This window comes from Hymenobacter cheonanensis, assembly GCF_030581075.1.
In the GTDB taxonomy this organism is placed as follows: Bacteria; Bacteroidota; Bacteroidia; order Cytophagales; family Hymenobacteraceae; genus Hymenobacter.
On the sequence record NZ_JAUQSW010000003.1, the window covers coordinates 98,068 to 123,097 of the forward strand.

Genomic DNA, 25,030 nt, shown 5'->3' on the forward strand with positions numbered 1-25,030 from the left:
CAACCCTTAAAATTACCTAAGCTTGCTCGGGTTGGTTGCCGGCCAGCGGCTGCAGGCCACTGTGTTTGGGGTCGAGAAGGCTGGGGGCGGAGCTGTCGCTGGGCTGCTTGTCGCCGTTCGGGGTCATGGTCACGAGCGTGCCCAGGCTTTCGCCAGCAATAAGGCGCTCCAGGTTGCCTTCGGTATTCATATCAAATACGATGATGGGCAGGTTATTCTCCTTGCACAGCGTGAAGGCCGTCATGTCCATCACGTTCAGCTTCTTGCTGATAACCTCGTCGAACGTGATTTCGGTGTAGCGCGTGGCGCTAGGGTCTTTCTCCGGGTCGGCGGTGTAAATGCCGTTCACGCGGGTGCCCTTCAATACCACGTCGGCTTCAATCTCGATGGCCCGCAGCGAAGCGGCCGAGTCGGTGGTGAAGTACGGCGAGCCGATGCCCGCCCCGAAAATAACCACCCTCCCTTTTTCCAGGTGCCGCACCGCCCGGCGGCGAATGTAAGGCTCGCACACGCGCTGAATGGTGAGGCCCGAGAGCAGGCGCGTGGGCACGTCCATTTTCTCAAGCGCGCTTTGCAGCGCCATCGAGTTGATAACGGTGGCTAGCATACCCATGTAGTCGCCCTGCACGCGGTCGAGGCCGAAGTGCTCGGCCTGCACGCCCCGAAAAATATTGCCGCCGCCAATCACCACGGCCACTTGCACGCCGGTAGCGGCCACGGCCTTTATTTCGGTGGCGTACTGCATCAGCCGGTCGGCATCAATGCCATACTGCTGCTGGCCCATCAGCGCCTCGCCGCTGAGCTTGAGAAGAATTCGTTGGTAAGTCAAAACAGATATCGGTAAAGCGGAAACTTGGGTGGGAGAGGAGAGGCTAGGCAAACTGAACCAGCACCTGCCCCTTGGTAACGTTGGCGCGCAGGGCTACTTTAATGCTCTCAATAACCCCGTCGGTGGGGGCTTTCAAAATATTTTCCATCTTCATGGCCTCCAGCACCAGCAGCGGGTCGCCCTTCTGCACGGCCTGGCCGGGCTGCACCCGCACGTCCACAATCAGGCCGGGCATGGGGGCTTTCAGCTCGTTCACTTTGAGGGTAGTAGCATCGCTCAGGCCTAGCCGCTCCAGCAATTGGTCGAAGCGGTCCTTGGCTTGCAGCTCGATGCGCTGGCCGTTGATTTTGAAGATGAAAACCTTGGCCGTATAATCGGCTTCTACCAGTTCGGCACTGTACGATTTGCCGCGGTGCAGCACGTGGTAGCGGCCGTTGCCCAGCGCGGCCAGGTCCCAGGCAAAAGGCTGGCCGTTGAGCGTAACAGAGTCGGCGGCGCGAAAGTCAACCTCCCAGCTATGGGCTGGGCCAGTGCTAATGTGGAGCATAGAGAAGCTGGCCCTGCTGGGCGAAATGGGGTTAAAGGTAAGCCAAATCTTAATTTCATGCGGAACTTGCCGCCCGTATCCTGGGTCTGGCTCTCGCATGAAATATTCGCTTTTCGGTAGTTTTGGTTTGGTGTTGGTGGCTAGCCTCACCGCCTTCGGGCAAGCAGGCAATGGCCGGGATAAGGACGGGCACAAGAAAAATGCCGCCCCCGCCCCGGCAGCGGCGGCCGCTGCCGGCATCACGGTGCCGTCGTGGCTGCCGCCGGCGGCGCCCTACCAGCCCAGCGCTACCCAGCTCACCGACGTAACCGACACCAAGCTCGACGTGCGCTTCGACTACGCGCACCAGTACCTGCTGGGCACGGCGGTGCTGTCGCTGCACTCGCACTTCTACCCCCAGGCGGTGGCCGTGCTGGATGCCAAAGGCTTCATCATCAAGAGCGTGCAGCTAGTAGGCACGAAGGGCGATAAGCCGCTCACCTACAAATACGATGGCCGCCAGCTGGCCGTCAACCTCGACCATGCCCACGCCCGCGAGCAGCCCTACCAGCTGCGCATCAGCTACTTGGCGAAGCCCAATGAGCTGCCCGCCGGCGGCAGCGAAGCCATCACCTCGGCCAAGGGCTTATACTTCATTAACCCCTTGGGCAAAGAGGCCAACAAGCCGCGCCAAATCTGGACGCAGGGCGAGACGGAAAGCAGCTCGTGCTGGTTTCCGACCATCGACCATCCCAACCAGCGCATGACCCAGGAAATCACCCTCACGGTGGAGGACCAGTTCAAAACGCTGTCGAATGGCCTGCTCGTCAGCTCCAGGAAAAACGCCGATGGCTCGCGCACCGATACCTGGCGCCAGAGCCTGCCCGCCGCGCCCTACCTCACCATGCTGGCCGTGGGCGATTTTGCGGTGGTGAACGATACCTGGCACGGCAAGGCCGTCGATTACTACGTCGAGCCCAAGTATAAAAGCACCGCAAAAGCCATCTTCGGCCACACGCCCGAGATGATGGAGTTCTTCTCCAAGAAGCTAGGGGTCGAGTTTCCGTGGGAGAAGTACGCGCAAATTGCCGTGCGCGACTACGTGAGTGGCGCCATGGAAAACACCACCGCCACCGTGCACGGCGCGGCCATTCAGCTCACCCGCCGCGAACTGCTCGACAACCCCTACGAAACCTCGGAGTCGGTTATCGCCCACGAGCTGTTTCACCACTGGTTTGGCGACTACGTCACCTGCGAGTCGTGGAGCAACCTGCCGCTGAATGAAAGCTTCGCCAACTACTCGCAGTACCTCTGGGCCGAGCACAAGTACGGCGCCGACGCGGCGGCCCTGGTGCAGCAGCAAGACCTGGCGCATTACCTGGAAGAAGCCGAGTCGAAGCGCGAGCCCCTCATTCGCTACCACTATGTCAACCGCGAGGATATGTTCGACCGGCACTCGTATGAGAAGGGCGGCCGGGTGTTGCACATGCTGCGCAAATACGTGGGCGACGAAGCATTTTTCACCGCCCTCAGCCACTACCTGGCTCAGAATAAATATACAGCCGTCGAAATCAGCAAGTTGCGTACCGCGTTCGAGGAAACGACCGGCGAGGACCTGCAATGGTTTTTCGACCAGTGGTTTATGCAGCGCGGCCACCCCGAGTTAAAAATATCTCACTCTTACAGCAACGGGCAGGTGCTGCTGCACGTGCAGCAAACCCAGGACACGGTGTTTCAGCCGGTGTTTCGCCTGCCGGTAATGGTCACCATCTGGCAGAAGGAGAAGCCCACCGAGCACCGCGTCACCATCACCAAAGCCGACCAAACCTTCTCGTTTCTGGCGGCCGACAAGCCCACGATGGTCAAGTTCGATAGCGAAAACCAACTGCTGGCCCAGCTCGATGAGGAGCGTAGCGTAGAGGAAATAATCTTTCAGTTCTACCACGCCCAGAACTACTTGCAGAAGTACGAGGCGATGGACCTGCTGCAAAATAAAACCTCCGATTTTGCGGTAAGTGGCCTGTTTCGCAATGCTTTGTCCGATAATTTCTTTGCCGTGCGGCGCGCCGCCCTCGACCACCTGCGGGGCTACCGGGGCCCTAGCGCCAACGCCGTGCGCGGCGAAGTGCAGCGCCTGGCCACCGCCGACCCCAGCAGTGCCGTGCGCGCGCAGGCGTTGGTTACGCTGGCTGCCTTCCCCAACGAGAACTACGCGGCCACTTACCAGGCAGCCCTGCGCGATAGCTCCTACGTAGTGGAGGCCGCTGCTATCGAAGCCCTGGCCAAGATGCCCGCCGTTAATGCCCGGCCCCAAATAGCTGCCCTCGAAAACACCCCCAATTCGGGCTTGGTGGTTGCAATTGCCAATTACTACGCGCAGCGAGGCAGCATAGACCAATACGCCTGGTTTATGCGGCGCCTGCCCGACCTCACCGAAGCAGACCTGTACACTTACCTGCAGGCCTTCGGCGCTTTCATGGTGCAGATGCCGGTTATCGAGCGTGAAAAAGGCGTGCAAACCCTTACGCAGCTGGCCCGCAGCCACCCGCAGTATGTGGTGCGGCTAGGTGCCTACCGGGGCCTGATGACCCTGGCGGCCAGCCAGCCCGAGTTAAAAGCTGTGTTGCTGGACATAAAAACTAAAGAACCCGATGAGCGCCTTAAAGCCTACTATAACCTGATGTAAATCAAGTAAAAAGGTGTCAGGTAGATTCAAAAACGTAGTTTTTAGCCAAGTTGAAAATGCAGGAGAGCGGAAAAATCTAGCAACTTTTTCTGCTGCATCTCTTGCATCTTCTCAAAAAACCTGTACTTTTGCGTCTCAATTCCGGTAAACGACTGGATTTGCAACAAATGGGGGTATCGCATAGCGGCAATTGCGGGTGACTGTAACTCACCTCCTTCGGGTTCATAGGTTCGAGTCCTGTTACCCCCACATTTGATTTTTTGATGCCATCTGCGGGAGTAGCTCAGTTGGTAGAGCGGCAGCCTTCCAAGCTGCAGGTCGCGGGTTCGAACCTCGTCTCCCGCTCAAATTATTTAGAATAAGCCGTTTTAGCTCAGTGGTAGAGCACTTCCTTGGTAAGGAAGAGGTCATGGGTTCAAATCCCATAAATGGCTCAGCAGTGACGGAACTACCGGCCCCCGGGCTAGGTTAGGACCGGGTCAGCAGAAAAAGCGATACGCAGCATTCAAGCCTGAATTGGCCCACGCTGGGTTTCGCTTTTCTTGCAATAAGGCCTAGTGCTTTTTCAGTTTTTAATTCCCTCTTTTTTCTCAACTCTTTACAATGGCTAAAGAAAATTTCGACCGGTCGAAGCCGCACGTAAACATCGGCACCATCGGTCACGTTGACCACGGCAAGACGACCCTGACCGCAGCTATCACCACGGTGCTGGCTAACCAGGGCCTGGCTGAAAAGCGCGACTTCTCCTCGATTGACAACGCCCCCGAGGAAAAAGAGCGTGGTATTACCATCAATACTGCCCACGTAGAATACTCGACCGCCAACCGTCACTACGCGCACGTTGACTGCCCCGGTCACGCCGATTACGTGAAGAACATGGTAACGGGTGCTGCTCAAATGGACGGCGCTATCCTCGTGGTAGCTGCTACCGACGGCCCGATGCCCCAGACCCGTGAGCACATCCTGCTCGCCCGTCAGGTAGGTGTTCCCCAGCTGGTTGTGTTCATGAACAAAGTGGACATGGTGGATGACCCCGAGCTGCTCGAGCTTGTGGAAATGGAAATCCGCGAACTGCTGTCGTTCTACAACTTCGATGGTGACAACATTCCGGTTATCCAGGGTTCGGCCCTCGGCGGCCTGAACGGCGACGCCAACTGGGTTCCCAAAATCAACGAGCTGATGGACGCGGTTGACTCGTTCATTCCGATTCCTGCTCGTCTGACCGACCTGCCCTTCCTGATGCCGGTAGAGGACGTGTTCTCGATTACGGGCCGTGGCACTGTTGCCACCGGTCGTATCGAGCGCGGTATCATCAACTCGGGTGAGCAAGTTGACATCCTCGGCATGGGCGCTGAAGGCCTAAAGTCGACGGTAACGGGTGTGGAAATGTTCCGCAAAATCCTGGACCGTGGCGAAGCTGGTGACAACGTAGGTCTGCTGCTCCGTGGCATTGAAAAAGAAGCCATCCGTCGCGGCATGGTTATCTGCAAGCCCGGCTCGGTTAAGCCCCACCAGAAGTTCAAGGCTGAGGTGTACGTACTCTCAAAAGAGGAAGGCGGCCGCCACACCCCGTTCTTCAACAACTACCGTCCGCAGTTCTACCTGCGTACCACCGACGTTACCGGCATCATCACCCTCCCCGAGGGCGTTGAAATGGTAATGCCCGGCGACAACATCACCATCACGGTTGAGCTTATCAACAAGGTGGCAATGGAAAAAGGCCTCCGATTCGCTATCCGTGAGGGTGGCCGTACGGTAGGTGCTGGTCAGGTAACTGAAATCCTCGACTAGTTGTAGCTTCCTGACTGGATAGAAAGACGCTCCCGAATAATCGGGGGCGTTTTTTTTATAAGTAAAACTTTACTAGTTAGTGAGCAAGTGTTGTCTAACTAACAAAGTTTTACTACCTTTGCACTCCCGTAAGCAAATAGTGCTGTCGGGATTATTACCCACGAGTGTAGTTCAAGGGTAGAATAGAGGTCTCCAAAACCTTTGATGGGAGTTCGAATCTCTCCACTCGTGCCACCTGGGCCGCTGCTGGCGGCTCTTTTTTACGCCCTCACCGGCTTGATTGCGACATGGCTAAGCTGAACAACTATTTCCGCGATACCATCGAGGAGATGCGTTACAACGTAACGTGGCCTTCGACCACTGAGCTACAAAAGAGCGCCGGCTTGGTGCTGATTGGCTCGCTGGTATTTGCCGCGGTGGTGGGCCTGATGGATGTGAGCTTTAACTCTGCCCTCAACGCATTTTACCAAACTTTCGCCCGCTAGGCTCTACAAAGATGGGGGAATTGAAATGGTACGTGGTGCGCTCCGTGAGCGGCCAGGAAAAGAAAGCCAAAACGTATATGGAGACCGAAATCGGTCGCCACAATCTACAGGACTTGCTGCCGCAGGTACTGATTCCGATTGAGAAAGTGTTTGAGATGCGCAACGGCAAAAAGCGCGTGCGCGAGCGCAATTTGTACCCCGGCTACATCATCATCCATTCGGATTTGACGCATGGCGAGGTACAGAACATTATCACTTCGACGCCGGGTGTTATCGGTTTTTTGGGCGATAAGGAAACCAAGACTACTAACGCCAAGCCAGTGCCACTCTCGCTCAACGAAGTGAATCGTTTACTAGGTGTGGTTGACGAAGCGGAAGAGAAGACGGCCGAGCTGGAAACTCCTTTCACCGTGGGCGAACTAGTGAAAGTTATCGACGGCCCATTCAACGGCTTTAGTGGCAACGTCAACGAGGTATTTGAAGAGCGTAAGAAGCTCAACGTTATCGTGAAAATATTCGGGCGCGCTCAGCCAGTAGAGTTGAGCTACACCCAAGTAGAGAAGGAATAGTTACTATTTACGTCGTCTGATATCCACTCCGGTCAGGCGGGGCTTCCACTAGGAGTTTACTTTAAACTGAGGCTAGCGCGAGTTACGTCGAGCCAGCCACAGCTTTACAAACCAAATGGCCAAAGAAATTAGAGGTTACCTGAAGCTTCAGGTAAAGGGAGGTGCCGCAAACCCCGCGCCGCCGATTGGACCTGCGCTTGGTAGTAAAGGCTTGAATATCATGGAATTCTGCAAGCAGTTCAATGCGCGCACCCAAGATAAAGCCGGCCAAATCTGCCCCGTCCTGATTACGATGTACACGGATAAGTCTTTTGACTTCGTCATTAAGACGCCTCCGGTGCCGGTTCTCCTGATGGATGCCGCCAAGTTGCAGAACGGCTCGAAAGAGCCCAACCGTAACAAAGTAGGCTCGGTAACGTGGGACCAGGTTCGTACCATCGCCGAAACCAAAATGCCCGACCTGAACGCTTTTAAAGTAGAGTCGGCCATGAAGCAAGTAGCCGGTACGGCTCGCAGCATGGGTATCACCGTGAAGGGCGACTCGCCTTTTGCTGAATAACTAACCGGAGGACATACACAATGGCAGCAATCAGCAAAAAGCGCAAGGAAGCCCTTGCCAAACACGACCTGACGCAGGTACGCAGCCTGCTCGAAGCCGCGCAAGTGGTGAAAGATATTACTTACACCAAGTTCGACGCCTCGGTTGATATCGACGTTCGCCTCGGCGTAGACCCCCGCAAAGCCGACCAGATGGTACGCGGCGTAGCCACCCTGCCCCACGGCACTGGTAAAACTGTTCGTGTGCTAGCCCTCGTGCCCGCCGACAAGGAGGCCGAAGCCACCGCCGCCGGCGCTGACTTCGTAGGCCTGGACGACTACATCGCCAAAATCGAAAAAGGCTGGACCGACATCGACGTAATTATCACCATGCCTTCGGTAATGGCGAAAGTTGGTCGCCTCGGTCGCGTGCTCGGCCCGCGTGGTCTGATGCCGAACCCCAAGTCGGGTACGGTAACGACTGACGTAGCGAAGGCGGTGCAGGAAGTGAAAGCCGGTAAAATCGACTTCAAAGTTGACAAAACCGGTATCATCCACTGCTCGGTAGGTAAAGTATCGTTTGAGCCCAGCAAGCTGGCTGAGAACGCGCTGGAAGTAATTCAGACGCTCGGTCGTTTGAAGCCATCTTCGTCGAAAGGCACCTACATCCGCAGCATCACGCTCAGCAGCACCATGTCGCCGGCCGTGCCGGTTGACAGCACGGTTTCTTCCGCTAGCTAATTAACATCAACCAACCATGAATCGGGAAGAAAAACAAGCCCTCGTGGATGAGTTGAGCGAGAAGTTCCAGTCGCACAACGCATTCTATATTACCGATGCCTCGGGCATGTCGGTAGCGAAAATCAACGACTTCCGCCGCCTCTGCTTCAACCGCGGCATGGAATTCAAGGTGTATAAAAACTCGTTCATCCGCAAGGCCCTCGACACCCTCGGTGGCGATACGGCTGAGATGGACGCGGCGCTGAAAGGCCAGTCGGGCGTATTGTTCTCCAAAGAGAGCGGCAATGCTCCCGCTAAGCTGCTCAAGGACTTCTACAAAGCGCAGGCCTACGGCCGTGGCGTGACGCCGAAGCCCGCGCTGAAGGGTGCTTTCATCGACGCCAGCATCTTCATTGGTGCTGACCAGCTTGAAGGCCTCACCACCATCAAAGGCAAGCAGGAACTGCTCGGTGAACTCATCGGCCTGCTGCAATCGCCCGCCAAAAACGTTATCTCTGCTCTGTCGAGCGGCGGCAGCAAGCTGGCTGGCATCCTCAAAACGCTTTCCGAAAAAGAAGAAGCTGCTGGCTAACCGCTGCTCACCTTTTTCAACTTTCAATTTTCAATTTACAACCCCCTAATACCTACCGAAATGGCCGATTTGAAAGCCTTCGCTGAGCAGCTTGTTAGCCTCACCGTTAAAGAAGTAAACGAACTTGCTGGTATCCTGAAAGATGAGTACGGCATCGAGCCGGCTGCTGCTGCTCCCGTGATGGTAGCTGGTGGTGGCGGCGCTGCTGCTGCTGAAGCTCCTGAGGAGAAGACTTCGTTCGACGTAATCCTGAAAGCTGCTGGTGGCCAGAAGCTGGCAGTAGTTAAGCTGGTAAAAGACCTGACCGGCCTGGGCCTGAAAGAGGCTAAAGAACTGGTTGACGGTGCTCCCAAGCCCCTGAAAGAAGGCGTTACCAAAGATGAGGCCGAAGGCCTGAAGAAGCAGCTCGAAGAAGCTGGTGCTGAAGTAGAAGTTAAGTAGGTTCGCCTGCGGGCTTGCTCCCGAATCGGATTAGGCCTGGCACTTAGCCAGGTCTTTTCCTGTTTGTAGAGAATAAGTTACCTTTTGCAACCGAAAGCCATTGTTTTTGGTTGTCTTACGCTAGCAGTTTTCTTCTTCTATCATCCCGCATGGAGCGAAGCAAAATAAGAGGACCTTATCACGTTACTAGTCGCAAGAGTTTCGGACTCATTTGACAATCAACGTGGTAAGGTCCTTTGCTGCGCTCAACGCGCCTGAGTTTGTCCGAAGGCTTTTACCGTAGGTGCAGGTGTAAAAGCAATCTTCCAAACTAAGGTTGATAGTAGAGCTAACTCGCGTAACTACAATAGCTTACGTGTACATTTTTAAAACCTTTCCAATTGGCTACACCGCAAGCAACTGAGGCCGCCGAAGTCAAACACCTGACTGGGGCCAGTGAGCGAATCAACTTCGCCAAGATTAAGAAAGTTATCGAGTACCCGGATTTTCTGGACGTGCAGGTGCAGTCGTTCCAGGAGTTCTTTCAGCTCGAAACGGCCGCCGCTAGCCGTACCAATGAGGGTCTGTTCAAGGTATTTGCCGAGAACTTCCCGATTTCGGACTCGCGCGAAAACTTCGTGCTGAACTTTATCGATTACCACGTTGACCCACCCAAGTATACGGTGGATGAGTGCATCGACCGCGGCCTGACCTATGCAGTGCCGCTGAAAGCCAAATTGCAGCTCATTTGCAACGACAAGGATAACGAAGACTTCCAGACCATTGAGCAGGAAGTTTTCTTGGGCAACATTCCGTACATGACGGAAAAGGGCTCTTTCGTTATCAACGGCGCCGAGCGCGTTATCGTATCGCAGTTGCACCGCTCGCCGGGCGTATTCTTCGCCCAGAGCAAGCACACGAACGGTACCAAGCTGTATTCGGCCCGTATTATCCCGTTCAAAGGCTCGTGGATTGAGTTTGCCACGGACGTAAACAACGTGATGTACGCGTACATCGACCGCAAGAAGAAATTCCCGGTTACGACGCTGCTGCGTGCTATCGGCTACGGTACGGACAAGGACATACTGGACTTGTTTGGCCTGAGTGAGGAAGTAAAGGCTGATAAGAAGAGCCTCAAAAAGGCCGTTGGCCGCAAGCTGGCCGCCCGTGTTCTCCGTACCTGGACGGAAGACTTCGTGGACGAGGATACCGGTGAGGTAGTTTCTATTGACCGGAATGAAGTGCTCTTGGAGCGCGATTCGACCATCAATGAGGAGGATATTGACACTATCGTAGAAGCTGGTGCCAAGTCGGTAATTCTGCACAAGGAGAACGTGAATATTGCGGATTTCGCAATCATTTACAACACCTTGCAGAAGGACAATTCCAACTCGGAGAAAGAAGCCGTAGAGCAGATTTACCGCCAGCTCCGTAACACGGAGGCTCCCGACGAAGAGACTGCCCGCGATATCATCCAGAAGCTGTTCTTCTCGGACAAGCGCTACGACCTCGGGGAAGTGGGCCGCTACCGGATTAACAAGAAACTCCAGATTGGGATGGAGCAGCAGTCGCGCGTGCTGACCAATGAAGACATCGTGCTCATTGTGAAGTACCTGATTGGTTTGATTAACTCGAAGGCCATTGTCGATGATATTGACCACTTGAGCAACCGTCGCGTGCGCACGGTAGGGGAGCAGCTTTACGCCCAGTTCGGCGTGGGCCTGGCCCGGATGGCGCGTACTATCAAGGAGCGCATGAACGTGCGCGATAACGAGGATTTCAAGCCGGTTGACTTGATTAACGCCCGCACGCTTTCGAGTGTGATTAACTCGTTCTTCGGCACCAACCAGCTGTCGCAGTTCATGGACCAGACCAACCCCCTAGCTGAGGTGACGCACAAGCGTCGCGTATCAGCACTGGGGCCGGGAGGTCTGTCGCGCGAGCGCGCCGGCTTCGAGGTACGTGACGTACACTACACGCACTACGGTCGTCTTTGCACAATTGAAACGCCGGAAGGTCCGAACATCGGACTGATTTCGTCACTGTGCGTGCACGCTCGTGTGAACTCGATGGGCTTTATTGAGACGCCTTACCGCACAGTATCGAGCGGTGCGGTAGACATGAGCTCGAACGTGAAGTTCCTGACCGCTGAGGAAGAGGATACGCACCACATTGCGCAGGCCAACTCGTTGCTCAGCAACGAGGGCAAAATGACGCAGGAGTTGGTAAAGGGTCGTTTTGAAGGTGACTTCCCGGTCGTTGGGCCGGAAGAGTATACCTACATGGACGTGGCCCCGAACCAGATTGTATCGGTAGCTGCCTCGCTGATTCCGTTCCTGGAGCACGATGACGCCAACCGTGCGCTCATGGGCTCGAACATGCAACGCCAGGCAGTGCCGCTGCTCCGCCCCGAGGCTCCGATTGTGGGTACGGGTCTGGAAGGCCGCACCGCTATCGACTCTCGCTCGCTCATCATCGCCGAAGGCGAGGGCTACGTGGACTCGGTAGATGCTAACCGCATTATCATCAAGTACGACCTGAGCGAAGACGACCTGTCGGTAAGCTTTGATGCGGAACGCAAGACGTACAGCCTCATCAAGTTCCGTCGTACCAACCAGGATACCTGCCTCAACCTCACGCCGCTGGTGAAAAACGGCGAGCGCGTAACCAAAGGCCAGGTACTTTGCGAGGGCTACGGCACCAACCGCGGTGAGCTAGCCCTCGGCCGCAACATGCAGGTGGCCTTCATGCCCTGGCAAGGGTACAACTTCGAGGATGCCATCGTAATCTCGGAGCGCGTAGTTCGTGACGACATCTTCACCTCGATTCACATTGAGGAGTTTGAGTTGGAAGTGCGTGAGACCAAGCGCGGCGAAGAAGAGCTGACTTCGGAGATTCCGAACGTGAGCGAAGAAGCCGTGCGTAACCTCGATGACAACGGTATTATCCGGCTAGGGGCGGAGGTTCGCGAAGGCGACATCCTCATCGGTAAGATTACGCCGAAGGGCGAAACCGACCCGACCCCGGAAGAGAAGCTGCTCCGCGCCATCTTCGGTGACAAAGCCGGCGATGTGAAGGATGCTTCGCTGAAGGCGCCGCCCTCACTCAATGGGGTGGTTATTGGCACCAAGCTGTTCTCGCGCCCGAAGAAGGACAAGAATCTACGGGCCAAATCGAAGAAGGAAGTTGAAGACCTGAAGGAAGGCTACGCCCGCGAGCTGCGTGGTGTAAAAGCTATCATGATTGATAAGCTGGTGGCCCTCTTGGAAGGCAAAACTTCGCAGGGCATCAAGCACCGCTTTGGTGATGAGGTGCTGGCTAAGGGTGTGAAATTCAACCGGAAGAACATCAGCGAAGCGCTGTTCCCCGATAAGAACGCCTACCGCGATGAGAGCAACTACGCGGTGCCGGAAGAGGTGAACCTCTTCAAGGACCTGCAGCTAGACCACTGGACGGCCGACAACCGCGTGAACGAGCTGCTGCAACAACTCATCAAGAACTACGCGAAGCGTCGCAATACCATTACGGCCCGCTTTAAGCGCGACCGCTTCACGCTGGAGGTTGGCGACGAGTTGCCCGCCGGTATCGTGCAGCTAGCCAAGGTGTACATCGCCAAGAAGCGCAAGCTGAAGGTGGGTGATAAAATGGCCGGCCGCCACGGTAACAAAGGGGTAGTAGCCCGCATCGTACGCGATGAGGATATGCCCTTCCTGCCCGATGGCACGCCGATGGACATTGTGCTTAACCCGCTCGGTGTACCTAGCCGTATGAACATCGGCCAGATTTACGAGACCGTACTTGGCTGGGCTGGCCTGAAAATGGGTCGCACTTACGCTACCCCGATTTTCGACGGCGCTACCGAAGATGAAGTTGCCAAGGAACTGACCGAAGCAGGCCTGCCCGACTGGGGCCGGGCCTACCTGCACGATGGCCTGAGCGGCGACCGCTTCGACCAGCCGGTGACCGTGGGCGTGATTTACATGCTCAAGCTAGGCCACTTGGTTGACGACAAGATGCACGCGCGTTCCATCGGGCCGTACTCGCTCATTACGCAGCAGCCGCTGGGTGGTAAAGCGCAGTTTGGTGGCCAGCGCTTTGGCGAGATGGAAGTGTGGGCGCTGGAAGCCTTCGGTGCTTCCAACGTGCTGCAGGAAATCCTGACCGTGAAGTCGGACGACGTGGTAGGCCGTGCTAAAGCTTACGAAGCCATTGTAAAAGGCGACGTATTGCCCAAGCCGAATATCCCCGAGTCGTTCAACGTGTTGATTCACGAACTGCGCGGTCTGGCGCTGGAAATCACGCTGGACTAAGTTGTTATAGGGAGAGTTAGTTCGGAACAGCTGACTCTCCCTAAATACTTAATTGCGAATGGAATATCTGCCTTACCTGTTTGGAGGAGCTAGATTAATTATAGGAGCACTCACTTTAGTTAAAGTGTTGGGGCTGTTTGGAAGTAAACCCAGCCCCGATAGTTTCTACGTGAAGCACCAAACTCTTTCAATCGCGATAGGTGGATTTCTGGTGTTGTCGGGATTGTATACAATATTTTTCTCGACACCTGATAGTTACAGAATTTAGTTAAGAGGTGCCCGATACGAAACAGCTATCCCGAGACAGGTCAGGGTAGTAAAAGGAATCGGGCGCTTTATGTAGATGATAAATGATATAAGGCCTGACGAAAACCTACTGCGTGGCGTACCTGTCCGACCCGCAGAGCACTTTTCGTAGCGTCGAACTGTTAGAAAAGACTCTAACAGCTAAAAGCCAAACAGCTAACAGCTAATAAATCAACCTAATGGCTTTCGCAAAAAACAAGAAGTTAGTACAGGACTTCTCGAAGGTTACTATTTCGCTTGCCTCGCCCGAAGGAATTCTGGAGCGGAGCACCGGCGAAGTAGTAAAGCCGGAAACGATTAACTACCGCACCTACAAGCCCGAGATGGGTGGCTTGTTCTGCGAGCGGATTTTCGGCCCGGTAAAGGATTGGGAGTGCCACTGCGGCAAATACAAGCGCATTCGCTACAAGGGCATCATCTGCGACCGTTGCGGCGTGGAGGTGACTGAGAAGAAGGTGCGCCGCGAGCGCATGGGCCACATCGAACTGGTGGTGCCCGTAGCGCACATCTGGTACTTCAAGAGCCTGCCCAATAAAATTGGCTACCTGCTAGGCCTGCCTACCAAGAAGCTCGACCAGATTATCTACTACGAGCGCTACGTAGTGGTGCAGCCCGGCGTACAAGCCGAAGAGGGTGTGCAGCAGCTCGACTTCCTCACGGAAGATGAGTATCTGGACATCATCGACAAGCTGCCCCGCGAAAACCAGCTGCTGCCCAACGAGGACCCGCAGAAATTCATCGCCAAGATGGGTGCCGACGCGCTGCAAATGCTGCTCGAGCGCATCAACCTCGACGAGCTGAGCTACTCGCTCCGCGACTCGGCGGCGCACGAAACGTCGCAGCAACGTAAGGCTGAGGCGCTGAAGCGTCTGCGCGTAGTAGAAGCTTTCCGCGATGCCGCTACCCGCGTGGAAAACCGCCCCGAGTGGATGGTAATCCGCATGGTGCCGGTTATTCCGCCCGAGCTGCGCCCGCTCGTGCCCTTGGATGGTGGCCGTTTCGCTACTTCCGACCTGAACGACCTTTACCGCCGCGTTATCATCCGCAACAACCGCCTCAAGCGCCTGATTGAAATCAAAGCGCCGGAAGTGATTCTGCGGAACGAGAAGCGCATGCTGCAAGAGGCTGTCGATTCGCTCTTCGACAACTCGCGTAAAGTGAACGCTGTGCGCGCCGAAGGCAACCGCGCCCTGAAATCGCTGTCCGATATGCTGAAAGGCAAGCAGGGCCGCTTCCGTCAGAACCTGCTTGGTAAGCGCGTTGACTACTCGGGCCGCTCGGTAATCGTGGTAGGCCCCGAGCTGAAGCTGCACGAGTGCGGCCTGCCTAAGAACATGGCGGCCGAGCTGTTCAAGCCGTTCATTATCCGCAAGCTCATTGAGCGCGGGATTGTGAAGACGGTGAAGTCGGCCAAGAAAATCGTGGACCGCAAGGACGCCGTAGTTTGGGACATCCTGGAAAATGTGCTGAAAGGCCACCCGGTACTCCTCAATCGGGCGCCTACGCTGCACCGCTTGGGTATCCAGGCATTCCAGCCGCGCCTCATCGAGGGCAAGGCTATCCAGCTGCACCCGCTCGTTTGTACGGCCTTCAACGCTGACTTCGACGGTGACCAGATGGCCGTGCACGTGCCGCTAGGCCCGGCCGCTATCCTGGAAGCTTCGATGCTCATGCTGGCGTCGCACAACATCCTGAACCCAGCCAACGGCGCGCCCATCGCGGTACCGTCGCAGGACATGGTACTAGGGCTGTACTACGTGACCAAAGGCAAGCGCTCGACGCCCGAAGAGAAGATTCAGGGCGAAGGCCGCATCTTCTACTCGGACGAAGAAGTAGTTATCGCCATCAACGAGAAGCAGTTGTCGAAGCACGCCTACATCAAGGTGCGCACGATGGTTCGCGACGAGAATGACGACCTAGTGCAGAAGACCATCGAAACCGTAGCCGGCCGCGTGCTCTTCAACCAGCTCGTGCCGACCGAGGTAGGTTTCGTGGATGAGCTACTGACCAAGAAGAAGCTGCAGCAAATCATCTCGATGGTGTTCAAGCGCACGGGCATGGCCCGCACGGCGCAGTTCCTGGACGACATCAAGACGCTAGGCTTCCAGTCGGCCTACAAGGGCGGCTTGAGCATGGGTCTGGGTGATATCCAGATTCCGAAAGAGAAGGACGTGCTCATCAAGCAGGCGCAGGCCGACGTAGCTGCCGTAACGCAGAACTACCAGATGGGTCTGATTACGAATAACGAGCGTTACAACGCCGTTATTGACGTCTGGACGCGCATTAACTCGCAGATTACGGAGACGCTGATGGGTCGCCTCGAAAAGGAGAACCAGGGCTTCAACTCCATCTACATGATGATGCACTCGGGCGCCCGTGGCTCGCGCGAGCAGATTCGTCAGCTCGGCGGGATGCGTGGCCTGATGGCTAAGCCCCAGAAGTCGCTGCAAGGCTCGGTAGGCGAGATTATTGAGAACCCGATTCTGTCGAACTTCAAAGAAGGCCTCGACGTAATCGAGTACTTCATCTCGACCCACGGTGCCCGTAAGGGCCTGGCCGACACGGCTATGAAGACGGCTGACGCCGGCTACCTGACCCGTCGTCTGGTTGACGTTTCGCAGGACGTTATTGTGAACGAGCCGGATTGCGGCACGCTACGCGGTACCGAAACCTTCGCCCTGAAAGACAACGAGGACATCGTAGAGCCGCTGGCCGAGCGTATCCTGGGCCGCACGGCCGTGCACGACATCATCGACCCGCTGACCGAAGAAGTGATTCTGGCGGCTGGTGAGCAGATTACGGAAGAAGTAACCCGCCGCATCGATGCTACCAGCATCGAGTCGGTAGAAATTCGCTCGGTGCTGACTTGCGAGAGCAAGCGCGGCATTTGCGCCAAGTGCTACGGCCGTAACCTGGCCACGGGCCGCATGGTGCAGAAGGGTGAAGCAGTAGGTGTTATCGCGGCCCAGTCGATTGGCGAGCCGGGTACGCAGCTCACGCTGCGCACGTTCCACGTAGGTGGTACGGCCTCGAACATTGCGGTGGAAGCGAACATCCGCGCCAAGTTCAACGGCGTGGTAGAGTTCGAAGATATCCGCACCGTAGCTGGTACCAACTCCGAAGGGGCTGAAACCAACGTGGTGATGGGTCGCTCGGGCGAAATCCGCATCGTGGAAAAAGGCACGGGCAAAGTGTTCATTGCCAATCACGTACCTTATGGCTCTTTCCTCCTTGTGAAGGAAGGCCAGGAGGTAGAGAAAGGCCAAGAGCTGGTTAACTGGGACCCGTACAACGCCGTTATTCTGGCCGAGTTCGACGGTACTATCCAGTACGACGCGCTGACCGAAGGCATTACCTATCGTGAAGAAACCGACGAACAGACGGGCTTCCGCGAGAAGGTAATCGTGGAATCGAAGGACAAGGCGCAAAACCCGTCGGTCATCCTTATCCCCGCTAAGGGTGCGGATGCTGACTCGAACAAAGCGTACAGCATGCCGGTAGGCGCGCACTTGAACGTCGAAAACGGCACCAAAGTGAAAGCTGGCTTTATTCTGGCAAAGATTCCGCGTGCCGTGGGCAAGACCCGCGACATTACGGGTGGTCTGCCCCGCGTAGTAGAGCTGTTCGAGGCCCGCAATCCGTCGAACCCGGCCGTAGTGTCGGAAATTGACGGGGTAGTGACCTACGGCTCGGTGAAGCGTGGCAACCGCGAAATCTTCGTGGAGTCGAAAGACGGCGTGAAGCGGAAGTACATGGTGCCGCTGTCGAAGTTTATCCTAGTGCAGGACAACGACTTCGTGCGGGCCGGTGCGCCGCTCTCCGACGGGGCCATCACCCCTAGCGACATCCTGAACATTCAGGGTCCCGGCTCGGTGCAGGAATACCTCGTGAACGAGATTCAGGAAGTATACCGCTTGCAGGGCGTGAAAATCAACGACAAGCACATTGAAGTTATCGTCCGCCAGATGATGCAGAAAGTGCTGGTGATGGACGCCGGCGACACGAGCTTCCTCGAAAACCAGCTCGTGGACAAGGTGCTGCTGATGGAAGAAAACGACATCGTAATCGACATGAAAGTCGTGACCGATTCGGGCGATTCGACCGAGCTGCGCCCTGGCCAGATTGTGACGAGCCGCAAGCTGCGCGACGAAAACTCGTCGCTCCGCCGCCGCGACCTCAAGCTGGTAGAAGTGCGCGATGCCCAGCCTGCCGTTTCGCGGCCCACGCTGCAAGGCATCACGCAGGCTTCACTGGGTACGGCTTCGTTTATCTCGGCCGCTTCCTTCCAGGAAACGACCAAGGTGCTGAGCGAGGCGGCTATCCGTGGCAAAGCCGACGAGCTGCTCGGCCTGAAGGAGAACGTAATCGTAGGCCACCTCATCCCGGCCGGTACTGGCTTGCGCGAGTATCAGGGCATTGAGGTGTCTTCGAAAGACGAGCAGGCTACCAAGCTGGCTACCCAGGCTGCCGAGCAAACGGCTGCTCCTGCCAAGCGCCCGTCGCGCGCCAAGCGCGAGACTACGGTGCAGGAATAACGATTGACGTAGGGTTGTAAAGGAAGAGCCGGCCAGTTTTCACTGGCCGGCTCTTCTGTTTTTAAGGCATTCGTGCGGGGTTATTTTCGCGGCTAGGCTTTTCAGAACTACATTGGCCCGCCGTATTAGTGGTCGGCACTACGACATGCAACCTGTTCAGAACGACCCGCCAGGGGAGAAGCCTATCATAAAGCAGCCGCGGCCCGGCCGCCGGCTTAGGGGCGCACTCGCGGCCGGCCACCAGCGGCACCTGGCCAGCGCTATGGCAGTAACTGCTACCAAGCTTTTGCCGCTGCTAGCTGTGCTGGATGCGGTGCAGTCGCAGGTGAATAAGGAGTCGGTATTTCACACGCGGCGCTGCAAAATTCAAGTGCACCTGGCCATTGCCTACGCCGAGCTGCAGGCCGAGCGGCCCCGCCGCCAGGCCCTGAGGCATACCTTCCACACTTTGGCCGAGCTGGTGAAGGAGGAAACCCGCGACATCAGCCCGGATGAGCTGAAGCAGGCTGCCAAAGAAGTAGCGCTGGCAACGCTCCGGCACGCGCCGGCTCTCATCAGCGTAGCGCACCAGGCCCGGTTGCTAACTTAAGCAGCGTAGCGGGGCAAGCTTACTATTGGCTAAAAGGGCAGCAGCCAATTGAGCACCAGCACGCCCGCCAGGCCTACCACTGAAACGATGGTTTCCATGGCGGTCCAGGAGCGGAGCGTATCGCTGATAGAAAGGTTGAAATATTCTTTAAACAGCCAAAAGCCCGCGTCGTTGAGGTGGGAAAAAGCCAGGCTGCCCGCGCCAATGGCGAGCACCAGCAGGTTGGGGTTAACATGGGAATGGCTGAGCGTAGGCAGCATAATACCCGCCGCCGTGAGCCCCGCGATAGTAGCCGAGCCCAAGCACACCCGGATAAGCGCGGCCAGCAGCCAGCCCAGCACCAGCGGCGGCAAGCCAATGCCTTGCAGGCTAGCCCCGATTTCCTGGCTGGCTCCGCTGGCTACCAATACCTGCTTAAGCACGCCGGCTCCCCCGATAATGAGCAGGATGGGGGCGACATCCTTCACGGCTGCCTGGTAGGCATCCATTACTGCGGGCATGGTGCGGCCGCGGGCTACTCCTAGCGTGTAGGTAGCAATGGCTACCGACAGCAACAGCGCAACCAGTGGTTCGGCCAGTAGCGCTAGGGCTGGGGCAAGGGGGCTAGTGCCGGGTAATACGGCTTGCAGCCCTAGCGCGCCACTCAAAATAAGTACTGGCAGCAGCGAAGAAACGAAGCTGTTGAGGCGGCCCGGCAGCGCCTGGCTAGGCAGTGGCTCGGTGATAAACCCCGCCAGCGGCACCGAGGCAATGCCTCGCAGCGTGCGCGCATACAAAGGCCCCGCTACTATAATAGCTGGCACGGCTACCAGCAGCCCATACCCAAACGTGCGCCCCAGGCTGGCGTGAAATTGCCCGACCAGCGCCGTGGGCGCCGGGTGCGGCGGCAAAAAGCCGTGCAGCACCGATAGCGACGCCAGCATCGGCAGCCCCACATATACTGCGGGTAGCTGATGGCGATAAGCCACCGAAAATACAAGGGGAATAATCAGGATAAACCCCACGTTATAGAACAGGGGAATACCAATGAGCAGCCCGGCTATCATCAGTGCCCACGGAATGAATTTTGGCCCCATAGAGCCCGTTAGCACGGTAGTAATCTGCTGGGCGGCGCCGCTATCGGCCACCAGCTTGCCGAGCATGGCCCCGAGCACAATAATGCTGGTGACAGAGCCTAGCGTGTCGCCCAGGCCCTGGGCCACCGCCGCCAGCAGCAGCTTCGGGGCCAGCCCCAGCGCCAGCCCCACGCAGAGAGCCACGGTCAGAAACGCTAAAAATGCATTAACCTTGGCGAAGCTAATAAGCCCAATCAGCCCGAGTACAGCTAGCAGAATAACAAAAGAAACCATAGCTGATGCAAGCAAAGGCCGAAAAAATGTGGAATTGAAGGTTGTTTTTTAGCTACTTGCCAAGGGGGCGGTTCAGGTCAGCTAGCGCTTAGTAGAAAGCTCTGCTGGCCTAGGTAGTGTGCTGTAAGCGTAATGCCGCTCAAAAAATACGTGTCCCGCCGTGTGAGCCATGCCGCTGGGGGCATTTATTACCCTCCCAATAGCGGATACCTTAGCAGTAAATAGCCCAGGCATAAGTACTTTCTTTCTTGTCTTTTTACTACCTTGCTCACGCTAAGTAAGTAGTTACTCAATGCTAGCGCAAAAAACGCTTTTAGCAGGATTATCCGGGTGGCTATACAATCTGACTTCTCCTTTCTTCTCTCTCGCCCGCATGAATTCCCGTCGCTCTTTCCTGAAATCTGCCAGCCTGCTATCAGCCGGAGTATTGGTAAGCCCCAAGCTGTTTGCAGCTGCCCCTAAATATATTGGCTTGCAGCTGTACACCGTGCGCGACGCCATGCAGCAAGACCCGGCCGGCACCCTGGCCAGAGTAGCCAAGCTAGGCTACAATTCGGTGGAAGGGGCTACCTATACGGGCAGCCAGAAATTTTACGGGATGGAGCCGGCGGCTTTTGCCAAGCTATTGAAGCAAACGGGCCTCATTATGCCGAGCAGCCACTATGTGCTGGGCGAGGCCATGAACAATGGCCAGCCTACCCAGGGTACCATTCTGCACGGCTGGGACAAGGCCGTGGACGACGCGGCCCAGGTGGGCGTAAAATACATGGTATGCGCCTATCTTTTTGACAGCGAGCGGGGTAACCTCGACCACTATAAGCAGATTGCTGAGCATCTCAACAAGGCTGGGGAGCGCTGCAAAAAAGCCGGTATTCAGCTTTGCTACCATAACCACGACTTTGAGTTTCAGGCTCAGGACGGCAAGCTGCCCTACGATACCCTGCTGAGCATGACCGATAAGAACCTGGTTAAGATGGAGCTAGACCTGTACTGGGCTACCAAGGCCGGGCAAGACCCGGTGGCCCTGTTTCAGAAGCATCCCGGCCGCTTCCCGCTCTGGCACGTGAAGGACATGGACAAAACGGCCGAGCGCAACTTCACGGAAGTGGGCAATGGCAGCATCGACTTCAAGCGCATCTTCGCTCAGGCCAAGCTGGCGGGTATGCAATACTTCTTTGTAGAGCAGGACAAGACGCCCGGCTCGCCCTTCGACAGCATTCAGCAAAGCATCACTTATCTCAAGCGCACGCTGGTGTAAGGGCCTGGCCGCTGCTTCTCCGCATTTTCTATCCCCACCCAATTCTTTATGGAAAAGAACACCTATGACGCCATCGTCATTGGCTCCGGCATCTCGGGCGGCATGGCCGCTAAAGAGCTGACCGAGAAAGGCTTGAAAACCATTATGCTGGAGCGTGGCCGCAACGTAGAGCATATCAAAGACTACGTGAATGCCAACAAGGCGCCCTGGGAATTGCCCCACCGCGGCGGCAAAACCCAGCAGATGATTGAGGACCACCCGGTACTCAAGCGCGACTATACGCTTAACGAAAGCAACCTCAACTTCTGGGTAAATGAGAAGGATAGCCCCTACGTGGAGGTAAAGCCTTTCGACTGGTTCCGGGGCTACCAGGTAGGCGGCCGCTCGCTGATGTGGGGCCGCCAGAGCTACCGCTGGAGCGACTACGACTTTGAAGCCAACGCCAAGGACGGTATTGCCGTGGACTGGCCCATTCGCTACAAGGACCTGGCGCCGTGGTACAGCCACGCCGAGAAGTTTGCCGGTATCAGCGGCAACCGCGACGGCCTGCCGCAGCTGCCCGATGGCGACTTTATGCCCCCCATGGAAATGAACGTGGTGGAAAAGGACGTGGCCGCCCGCATCAAAAAGCATTATAAGGACCGCCACATGGTAATTGGCCGCACGGCCAACATCACGCGGCCCCACAACAACCGCGTGAACTGCCAGTACCGCAACAAGTGCTGGCTAGGCTGCCCGTTTGGAGCGTATTTCAGCACGCAGTCGGCCACGCTGCCGGCCGCCGTAGCTACGGGCAACCTCACGCTCCGGCCGTTTTCCATCGTTACCAAAATTCTTTACGACAAGGATACCAAGCGGGCGAAGGGCGTGGAAGTGCTGGACGCCGAAACGAACAAAACCTACGAGTACTACGCTAAAGTCATCTTCCTCAATGCATCGGCGCTGAACTCGGCCTGGGTACTGATGAACTCGGCCACCGATATCTGGCCGGGCGGCCTGGGCAGTAGCAGCGGCGAGCTAGGGCACAACGTGATGGACCACCACTTCCGGGCCGGCGCACACGGCGAAATGCCGGGCTACGAGGATAAGTATGTGTATGGCCGCCGCGCTAACGGCATCTACATTCCGCGCTACCGCAACCTGTTTGGCGACAAGCGCGACTACATCCGCGGGTTTGGCTACCAGGGCAGCGCTGGCCGCGAGGGCTGGAGCCGCGAAATCCCGGAGATGAGCATTGGCGGCGAGTTTAAGGACGCGCTCAGCGAGCCGGGCGGCTGGACGATGGGCATCACGGGCTTCGGCGAAACGCTGCCGTACCACGACAACAAGATTACCCTCGACCCGACCAAAAAGGATAAGTGGGGCCTGCCGGTACTAGCAATGGATGCCGTTATCCGCGACAATGAGCAGAAGATGCGCGTAGACATGATGGCCGATGCCCAGGAAATGCTGGAAAAAGCCGGTCTCAAAAACGTGAAGACCTATAACAACGGCTACGCTATGGGCGGCGGCATTCATGAAATGGGTACCGCCCGCATGGGCCGCGACCCCAAAACGTCGGTGCTCAACGGCTTCAACCAAGTGTGGGATGCCCCCAATGTGTACGTGACCGATGGGGCCGCCATGACCTCGGCTGCCTGCCAGAACCCCTCGCTCACCTACCTGGCCATGACGGCCCGCGCGGTAGACCATGCCGTGGGTGAGTTGAAGAAAATGAACATGTAACCCCTTCGCTTTCTGAGTTATGATGAATAGAAGAGATGCCCTGGCCCGGGTAGCCCTGCTGATGGGCGGGGCCGTGATTGGGGCCGATTATTTCCTGACTGGGTGCAGCCCTGCCAGCTCCGACAAAGACAAGGCGCAGGCCAAAGCCGGCGGCCCGCCCAAGGAGGTGCTGGACGCCAAGCAGCAGGCCTACCTCGACGAAGTGGGCGAAACCATTTTGCCCGCTACTAAGTCGCCCGGTGCCAAGGCTGCCCACGTTGGCAATTTTATGGCCGTGATGGTGCGCGACTGTTACACGCCCGCCGACCAAGAGATTTTTACCAAAGGCCTCACCCAGCTTGAGGAGGCCAGCCAGAAAATGAATGGCAAAGGCTTCCTGGAAAGCACGCCCGCGCAGCGCACGGCCCTGCTCACGGCGCTCGACGCCGAGCAGAAAAACTACTCCAAAACCAAAACGCCTGAGCAGCCCAATCACTACTTCCGCATGGTGAAGGAGCTAACGCTGCTCGGGTTCTTCACCTCGGAGCCCGGTGCTACGCAGGCGCTGCGCTACCTGCCCGTGCCGGGCAAGTACGACGGCAACTACCCCTACAAAAAGGGTGACCGCGCCTGGGCTACCAGCTAGGCTACTCACTTTAGTTAGAACGCATGAAACTACGATTGGGCATGATTGGCGGCGGGCAGGGCGCTTTTATCGGCGGCGTGCACCGCCTGGCCGCTGCTCTCGATGGCCAGTATGAGTTGGTGGCCGGCGCTTTTAGCAGCAACCCCGCAACCTCGCGGGCAAGCGGCGAGCTATTGGGGCTGGCACCTGAGCGTGTGTATGATTCTTATCAGGAATTAATCGAGCAGGAGAAGGCCCGGCCAGCGGCCGAGCGCGTGCAGGTTATCAGCATCGTGACGCCCAACCACCTGCACTTTGCCCCGGCCAAGCTGGCGCTGGAGAGCGGCTTTGATGTGGTGCTCGACAAGCCCATGACTTTCTCCTTGGCCGAAGCCAAGGAACTAGCGGCTGTGGTGCAGGCTACCGGCCGCCACCTCTGCCTCACGCACACTTACACCGGCTACCCGATGGTGAAGCAGGCCCGCCAGCTGGTGGCGGCCGGCACGCTAGGCCGCATCCGCAAGGTATATGTGGAATACCCGCAGGGCTGGCTGAGCAAGTTTGAGGAAGGCGGCGAAAACAAGCAGGCTGCCTGGCGCACCGACCCGACCAAAAGTGGCGTAGCCGGCGCAATGGGCGACATTGGCACCCACGCCTTCAACCTGCTCGAATACGTGAGCGGCCTGCAAGTAGAAAAGCTCTGCGCCGACATCAACACAGTGGTAGAAGGCCGGCGCCTCGACGACGACGGTGCCGTGCTGTTGCGCCTGAGCGGCGGGGCTAGCGGCGTGCTGGTAGCCACCCAGGTGGCCGCAGGTGAAGAAAACAACGTCCGCATCCGGGTATATGGCGAGAAAGGCGGCGTCGACTGGATGCAGGCCGATGCCAACACCTTGCTGGTGAAGTGGCTCGACCGGCCCACCGAAATCTGGCGCACGGGCGGGTCCTATGTGGGCGCCTACGCCAGCCACAACACCCGCACCCCCGCCGGCCACCCCGAGGGCTACCTCGAAGCCTTCGCCAACCTGTATCGCAACTTCGCCCTTACCCTGCAGGCCGCGCAAGCCGGCCAGCCAGCCCCGCCCGAAGCGCAGGACTACCCGAGCATTGCGGACGGCGTGCGTGGCATGGCTTTCATCGAAAACGTTATTGCCTCGGGCCATTCTGACCAGAAGTGGACCAATTTTACCGTGTAGCTG

The 25,030-nt window shown here is 57.1% G+C and carries 18 protein-coding genes and 4 tRNA genes; 19 read left to right on the forward strand and 3 right to left on the reverse strand.

Annotated elements, in window-relative coordinates; genetic code table 11:
* Nucleotides 1-16: 16 nt before the first annotated feature.
* Both pyrH and Q5H89_RS06695 read right to left on the reverse strand, forming a co-directional pair.
* Nucleotides 17-829, reverse strand: coding sequence for a UMP kinase (gene pyrH, locus Q5H89_RS06690; protein ID WP_305018539.1), 813 nt, complete (start codon nucleotides 827-829; stop codon nucleotides 17-19).
* 43 nt (nucleotides 830-872) lie between these two features.
* On the reverse strand, nucleotides 873-1,376 hold the full coding sequence (locus Q5H89_RS06695; protein ID WP_305018540.1) for a biotin/lipoyl-containing protein: 504 nt from the start codon (nucleotides 1,374-1,376) through the stop codon (nucleotides 873-875).
* Nucleotides 1,377-1,473: 97 nt separating this feature from the next.
* Between Q5H89_RS06695 and Q5H89_RS06700 the strand changes: the two genes are divergently transcribed.
* The 15 genes from Q5H89_RS06700 to Q5H89_RS06770 all read left to right on the forward strand — a co-directional run bounded on the left by Q5H89_RS06700 (nucleotide 1,474) and on the right by Q5H89_RS06770 (nucleotide 18,895).
* Nucleotides 1,474-4,041, forward strand: a complete 2,568-nt coding sequence (locus Q5H89_RS06700) for a M1 family aminopeptidase (protein ID WP_305018541.1) — start codon at nucleotides 1,474-1,476, stop codon at nucleotides 4,039-4,041.
* 169 nt (nucleotides 4,042-4,210) lie between these two features.
* Nucleotides 4,211-4,290, forward strand: a tRNA-Tyr gene (locus Q5H89_RS06705).
* Between the two features lie 23 nt (nucleotides 4,291-4,313).
* Nucleotides 4,314-4,386 (forward strand) — tRNA-Gly (locus Q5H89_RS06710).
* Between the two features lie 17 nt (nucleotides 4,387-4,403).
* Nucleotides 4,404-4,475, forward strand: a tRNA-Thr gene (locus Q5H89_RS06715).
* A 169-nt stretch (nucleotides 4,476-4,644) separates the two neighbouring features.
* On the forward strand, nucleotides 4,645-5,832 hold the full coding sequence (gene tuf / locus Q5H89_RS06720; protein ID WP_305018542.1) for an elongation factor Tu: 1,188 nt from the start codon (nucleotides 4,645-4,647) through the stop codon (nucleotides 5,830-5,832).
* A 160-nt stretch (nucleotides 5,833-5,992) separates the two neighbouring features.
* A tRNA-Trp gene (locus Q5H89_RS06725) sits at nucleotides 5,993-6,066 on the forward strand.
* Nucleotides 6,067-6,119: 53 nt separating this feature from the next.
* Entirely contained in the window at nucleotides 6,120-6,317 is a 198-nt protein-coding gene (gene secE / locus Q5H89_RS06730) for a preprotein translocase subunit SecE (protein ID WP_305018543.1), read from the forward strand.
* A gap of 11 nt (nucleotides 6,318-6,328) precedes the next feature.
* A complete protein-coding gene (gene nusG, locus Q5H89_RS06735; RefSeq protein WP_305018544.1) occupies nucleotides 6,329-6,886 on the forward strand; it encodes a transcription termination/antitermination protein NusG in 558 nt (185 codons plus the stop codon).
* A gap of 115 nt (nucleotides 6,887-7,001) precedes the next feature.
* Nucleotides 7,002-7,445, forward strand: coding sequence for a 50S ribosomal protein L11 (gene rplK, locus Q5H89_RS06740; RefSeq protein WP_208131242.1), 444 nt, complete (start codon nucleotides 7,002-7,004; stop codon nucleotides 7,443-7,445).
* 20 nt (nucleotides 7,446-7,465) lie between these two features.
* Nucleotides 7,466-8,164 carry a 50S ribosomal protein L1 gene (gene rplA / locus Q5H89_RS06745; RefSeq protein ID WP_305018545.1) on the forward strand — a complete coding sequence of 233 codons (699 nt, stop codon included), beginning with the start codon at nucleotides 7,466-7,468 and terminating at the stop codon, nucleotides 8,162-8,164.
* A gap of 16 nt (nucleotides 8,165-8,180) precedes the next feature.
* On the forward strand, nucleotides 8,181-8,735 hold the full coding sequence (rplJ, locus tag Q5H89_RS06750) for a 50S ribosomal protein L10 (protein ID WP_305018546.1): 555 nt from the start codon (nucleotides 8,181-8,183) through the stop codon (nucleotides 8,733-8,735).
* Between the two features lie 60 nt (nucleotides 8,736-8,795).
* Nucleotides 8,796-9,176 carry a 50S ribosomal protein L7/L12 gene (gene rplL, locus Q5H89_RS06755; RefSeq protein ID WP_208131245.1) on the forward strand — a complete coding sequence of 127 codons (381 nt, stop codon included), beginning with the start codon at nucleotides 8,796-8,798 and terminating at the stop codon, nucleotides 9,174-9,176.
* A gap of 422 nt (nucleotides 9,177-9,598) precedes the next feature.
* Nucleotides 9,599-13,465, forward strand: coding sequence for a DNA-directed RNA polymerase subunit beta (rpoB, locus tag Q5H89_RS06760; protein WP_305018927.1), 3,867 nt, complete (start codon nucleotides 9,599-9,601; stop codon nucleotides 13,463-13,465).
* Nucleotides 13,466-13,950: 485 nt separating this feature from the next.
* Nucleotides 13,951-18,306: a DNA-directed RNA polymerase subunit beta' gene (rpoC, locus tag Q5H89_RS06765; protein WP_305018547.1), complete on the forward strand. Its 4,356-nt coding sequence runs from the start codon at nucleotides 13,951-13,953 to the stop codon at nucleotides 18,304-18,306.
* Nucleotides 18,307-18,568: 262 nt separating this feature from the next.
* Nucleotides 18,569-18,895: a hypothetical protein gene (locus Q5H89_RS06770; RefSeq protein WP_305018548.1), complete on the forward strand. Its 327-nt coding sequence runs from the start codon at nucleotides 18,569-18,571 to the stop codon at nucleotides 18,893-18,895.
* 29 nt (nucleotides 18,896-18,924) lie between these two features.
* Here Q5H89_RS06770 and Q5H89_RS06775 read toward each other — a convergent pair whose 3' ends face one another.
* Complete coding sequence (locus Q5H89_RS06775; RefSeq protein WP_305018549.1) at nucleotides 18,925-20,244, reverse strand: gluconate:H+ symporter; 1,320 nt, start codon at nucleotides 20,242-20,244, stop codon at nucleotides 18,925-18,927.
* Between the two features lie 373 nt (nucleotides 20,245-20,617).
* On the opposite strand from Q5H89_RS06775, the gene Q5H89_RS06780 reads away from it, so the two are divergent.
* The 4 genes from Q5H89_RS06780 to Q5H89_RS06795 are packed head-to-tail and all read left to right on the forward strand — an operon-like array spanning nucleotide 20,618 to nucleotide 25,027.
* Nucleotides 20,618-21,502, forward strand: coding sequence for a sugar phosphate isomerase/epimerase family protein (locus Q5H89_RS06780; RefSeq protein ID WP_305018550.1), 885 nt, complete (start codon nucleotides 20,618-20,620; stop codon nucleotides 21,500-21,502).
* A 48-nt stretch (nucleotides 21,503-21,550) separates the two neighbouring features.
* Complete coding sequence (locus Q5H89_RS06785; RefSeq protein ID WP_305018551.1) at nucleotides 21,551-23,227, forward strand: GMC oxidoreductase; 1,677 nt, start codon at nucleotides 21,551-21,553, stop codon at nucleotides 23,225-23,227.
* Between the two features lie 19 nt (nucleotides 23,228-23,246).
* A complete protein-coding gene (locus Q5H89_RS06790; protein ID WP_305018552.1) occupies nucleotides 23,247-23,852 on the forward strand; it encodes a gluconate 2-dehydrogenase subunit 3 family protein in 606 nt (201 codons plus the stop codon).
* 23 nt (nucleotides 23,853-23,875) lie between these two features.
* Entirely contained in the window at nucleotides 23,876-25,027 is a 1,152-nt protein-coding gene (locus Q5H89_RS06795; protein ID WP_305018553.1) for a Gfo/Idh/MocA family protein, read from the forward strand.
* The last annotated feature ends 3 nt before the right edge of the window (nucleotides 25,028-25,030 follow it).

Coding starts and splice junctions, on each gene's coding strand:
- Q5H89_RS06695 (WP_305018540.1), bottom strand. CDS start 1,376: ATGCTCCACATTAGCACTGGCCCAGCCCATAGCTGGGAGGTTGACTTT.
- Q5H89_RS06700 (WP_305018541.1), top strand. CDS start 1,474: ATGAAATATTCGCTTTTCGGTAGTTTTGGTTTGGTGTTGGTGGCTAGC.
- tuf (WP_305018542.1), top strand. CDS start 4,645: ATGGCTAAAGAAAATTTCGACCGGTCGAAGCCGCACGTAAACATCGGC.
- secE (WP_305018543.1), top strand. CDS start 6,120: ATGGCTAAGCTGAACAACTATTTCCGCGATACCATCGAGGAGATGCGT.
- nusG (WP_305018544.1), top strand. CDS start 6,329: ATGGGGGAATTGAAATGGTACGTGGTGCGCTCCGTGAGCGGCCAGGAA.
- rplK (WP_208131242.1), top strand. CDS start 7,002: ATGGCCAAAGAAATTAGAGGTTACCTGAAGCTTCAGGTAAAGGGAGGT.
- rplA (WP_305018545.1), top strand. CDS start 7,466: ATGGCAGCAATCAGCAAAAAGCGCAAGGAAGCCCTTGCCAAACACGAC.
- rplJ (WP_305018546.1), top strand. CDS start 8,181: ATGAATCGGGAAGAAAAACAAGCCCTCGTGGATGAGTTGAGCGAGAAG.
- rplL (WP_208131245.1), top strand. CDS start 8,796: ATGGCCGATTTGAAAGCCTTCGCTGAGCAGCTTGTTAGCCTCACCGTT.
- rpoC (WP_305018547.1), top strand. CDS start 13,951: ATGGCTTTCGCAAAAAACAAGAAGTTAGTACAGGACTTCTCGAAGGTT.
- Q5H89_RS06770 (WP_305018548.1), top strand. CDS start 18,569: ATGGCAGTAACTGCTACCAAGCTTTTGCCGCTGCTAGCTGTGCTGGAT.
- Q5H89_RS06775 (WP_305018549.1), bottom strand. CDS start 20,244: ATGGTTTCTTTTGTTATTCTGCTAGCTGTACTCGGGCTGATTGGGCTT.
- Q5H89_RS06780 (WP_305018550.1), top strand. CDS start 20,618: ATGAATTCCCGTCGCTCTTTCCTGAAATCTGCCAGCCTGCTATCAGCC.
- Q5H89_RS06785 (WP_305018551.1), top strand. CDS start 21,551: ATGGAAAAGAACACCTATGACGCCATCGTCATTGGCTCCGGCATCTCG.
- Q5H89_RS06790 (WP_305018552.1), top strand. CDS start 23,247: ATGATGAATAGAAGAGATGCCCTGGCCCGGGTAGCCCTGCTGATGGGC.
- Q5H89_RS06795 (WP_305018553.1), top strand. CDS start 23,876: ATGAAACTACGATTGGGCATGATTGGCGGCGGGCAGGGCGCTTTTATC.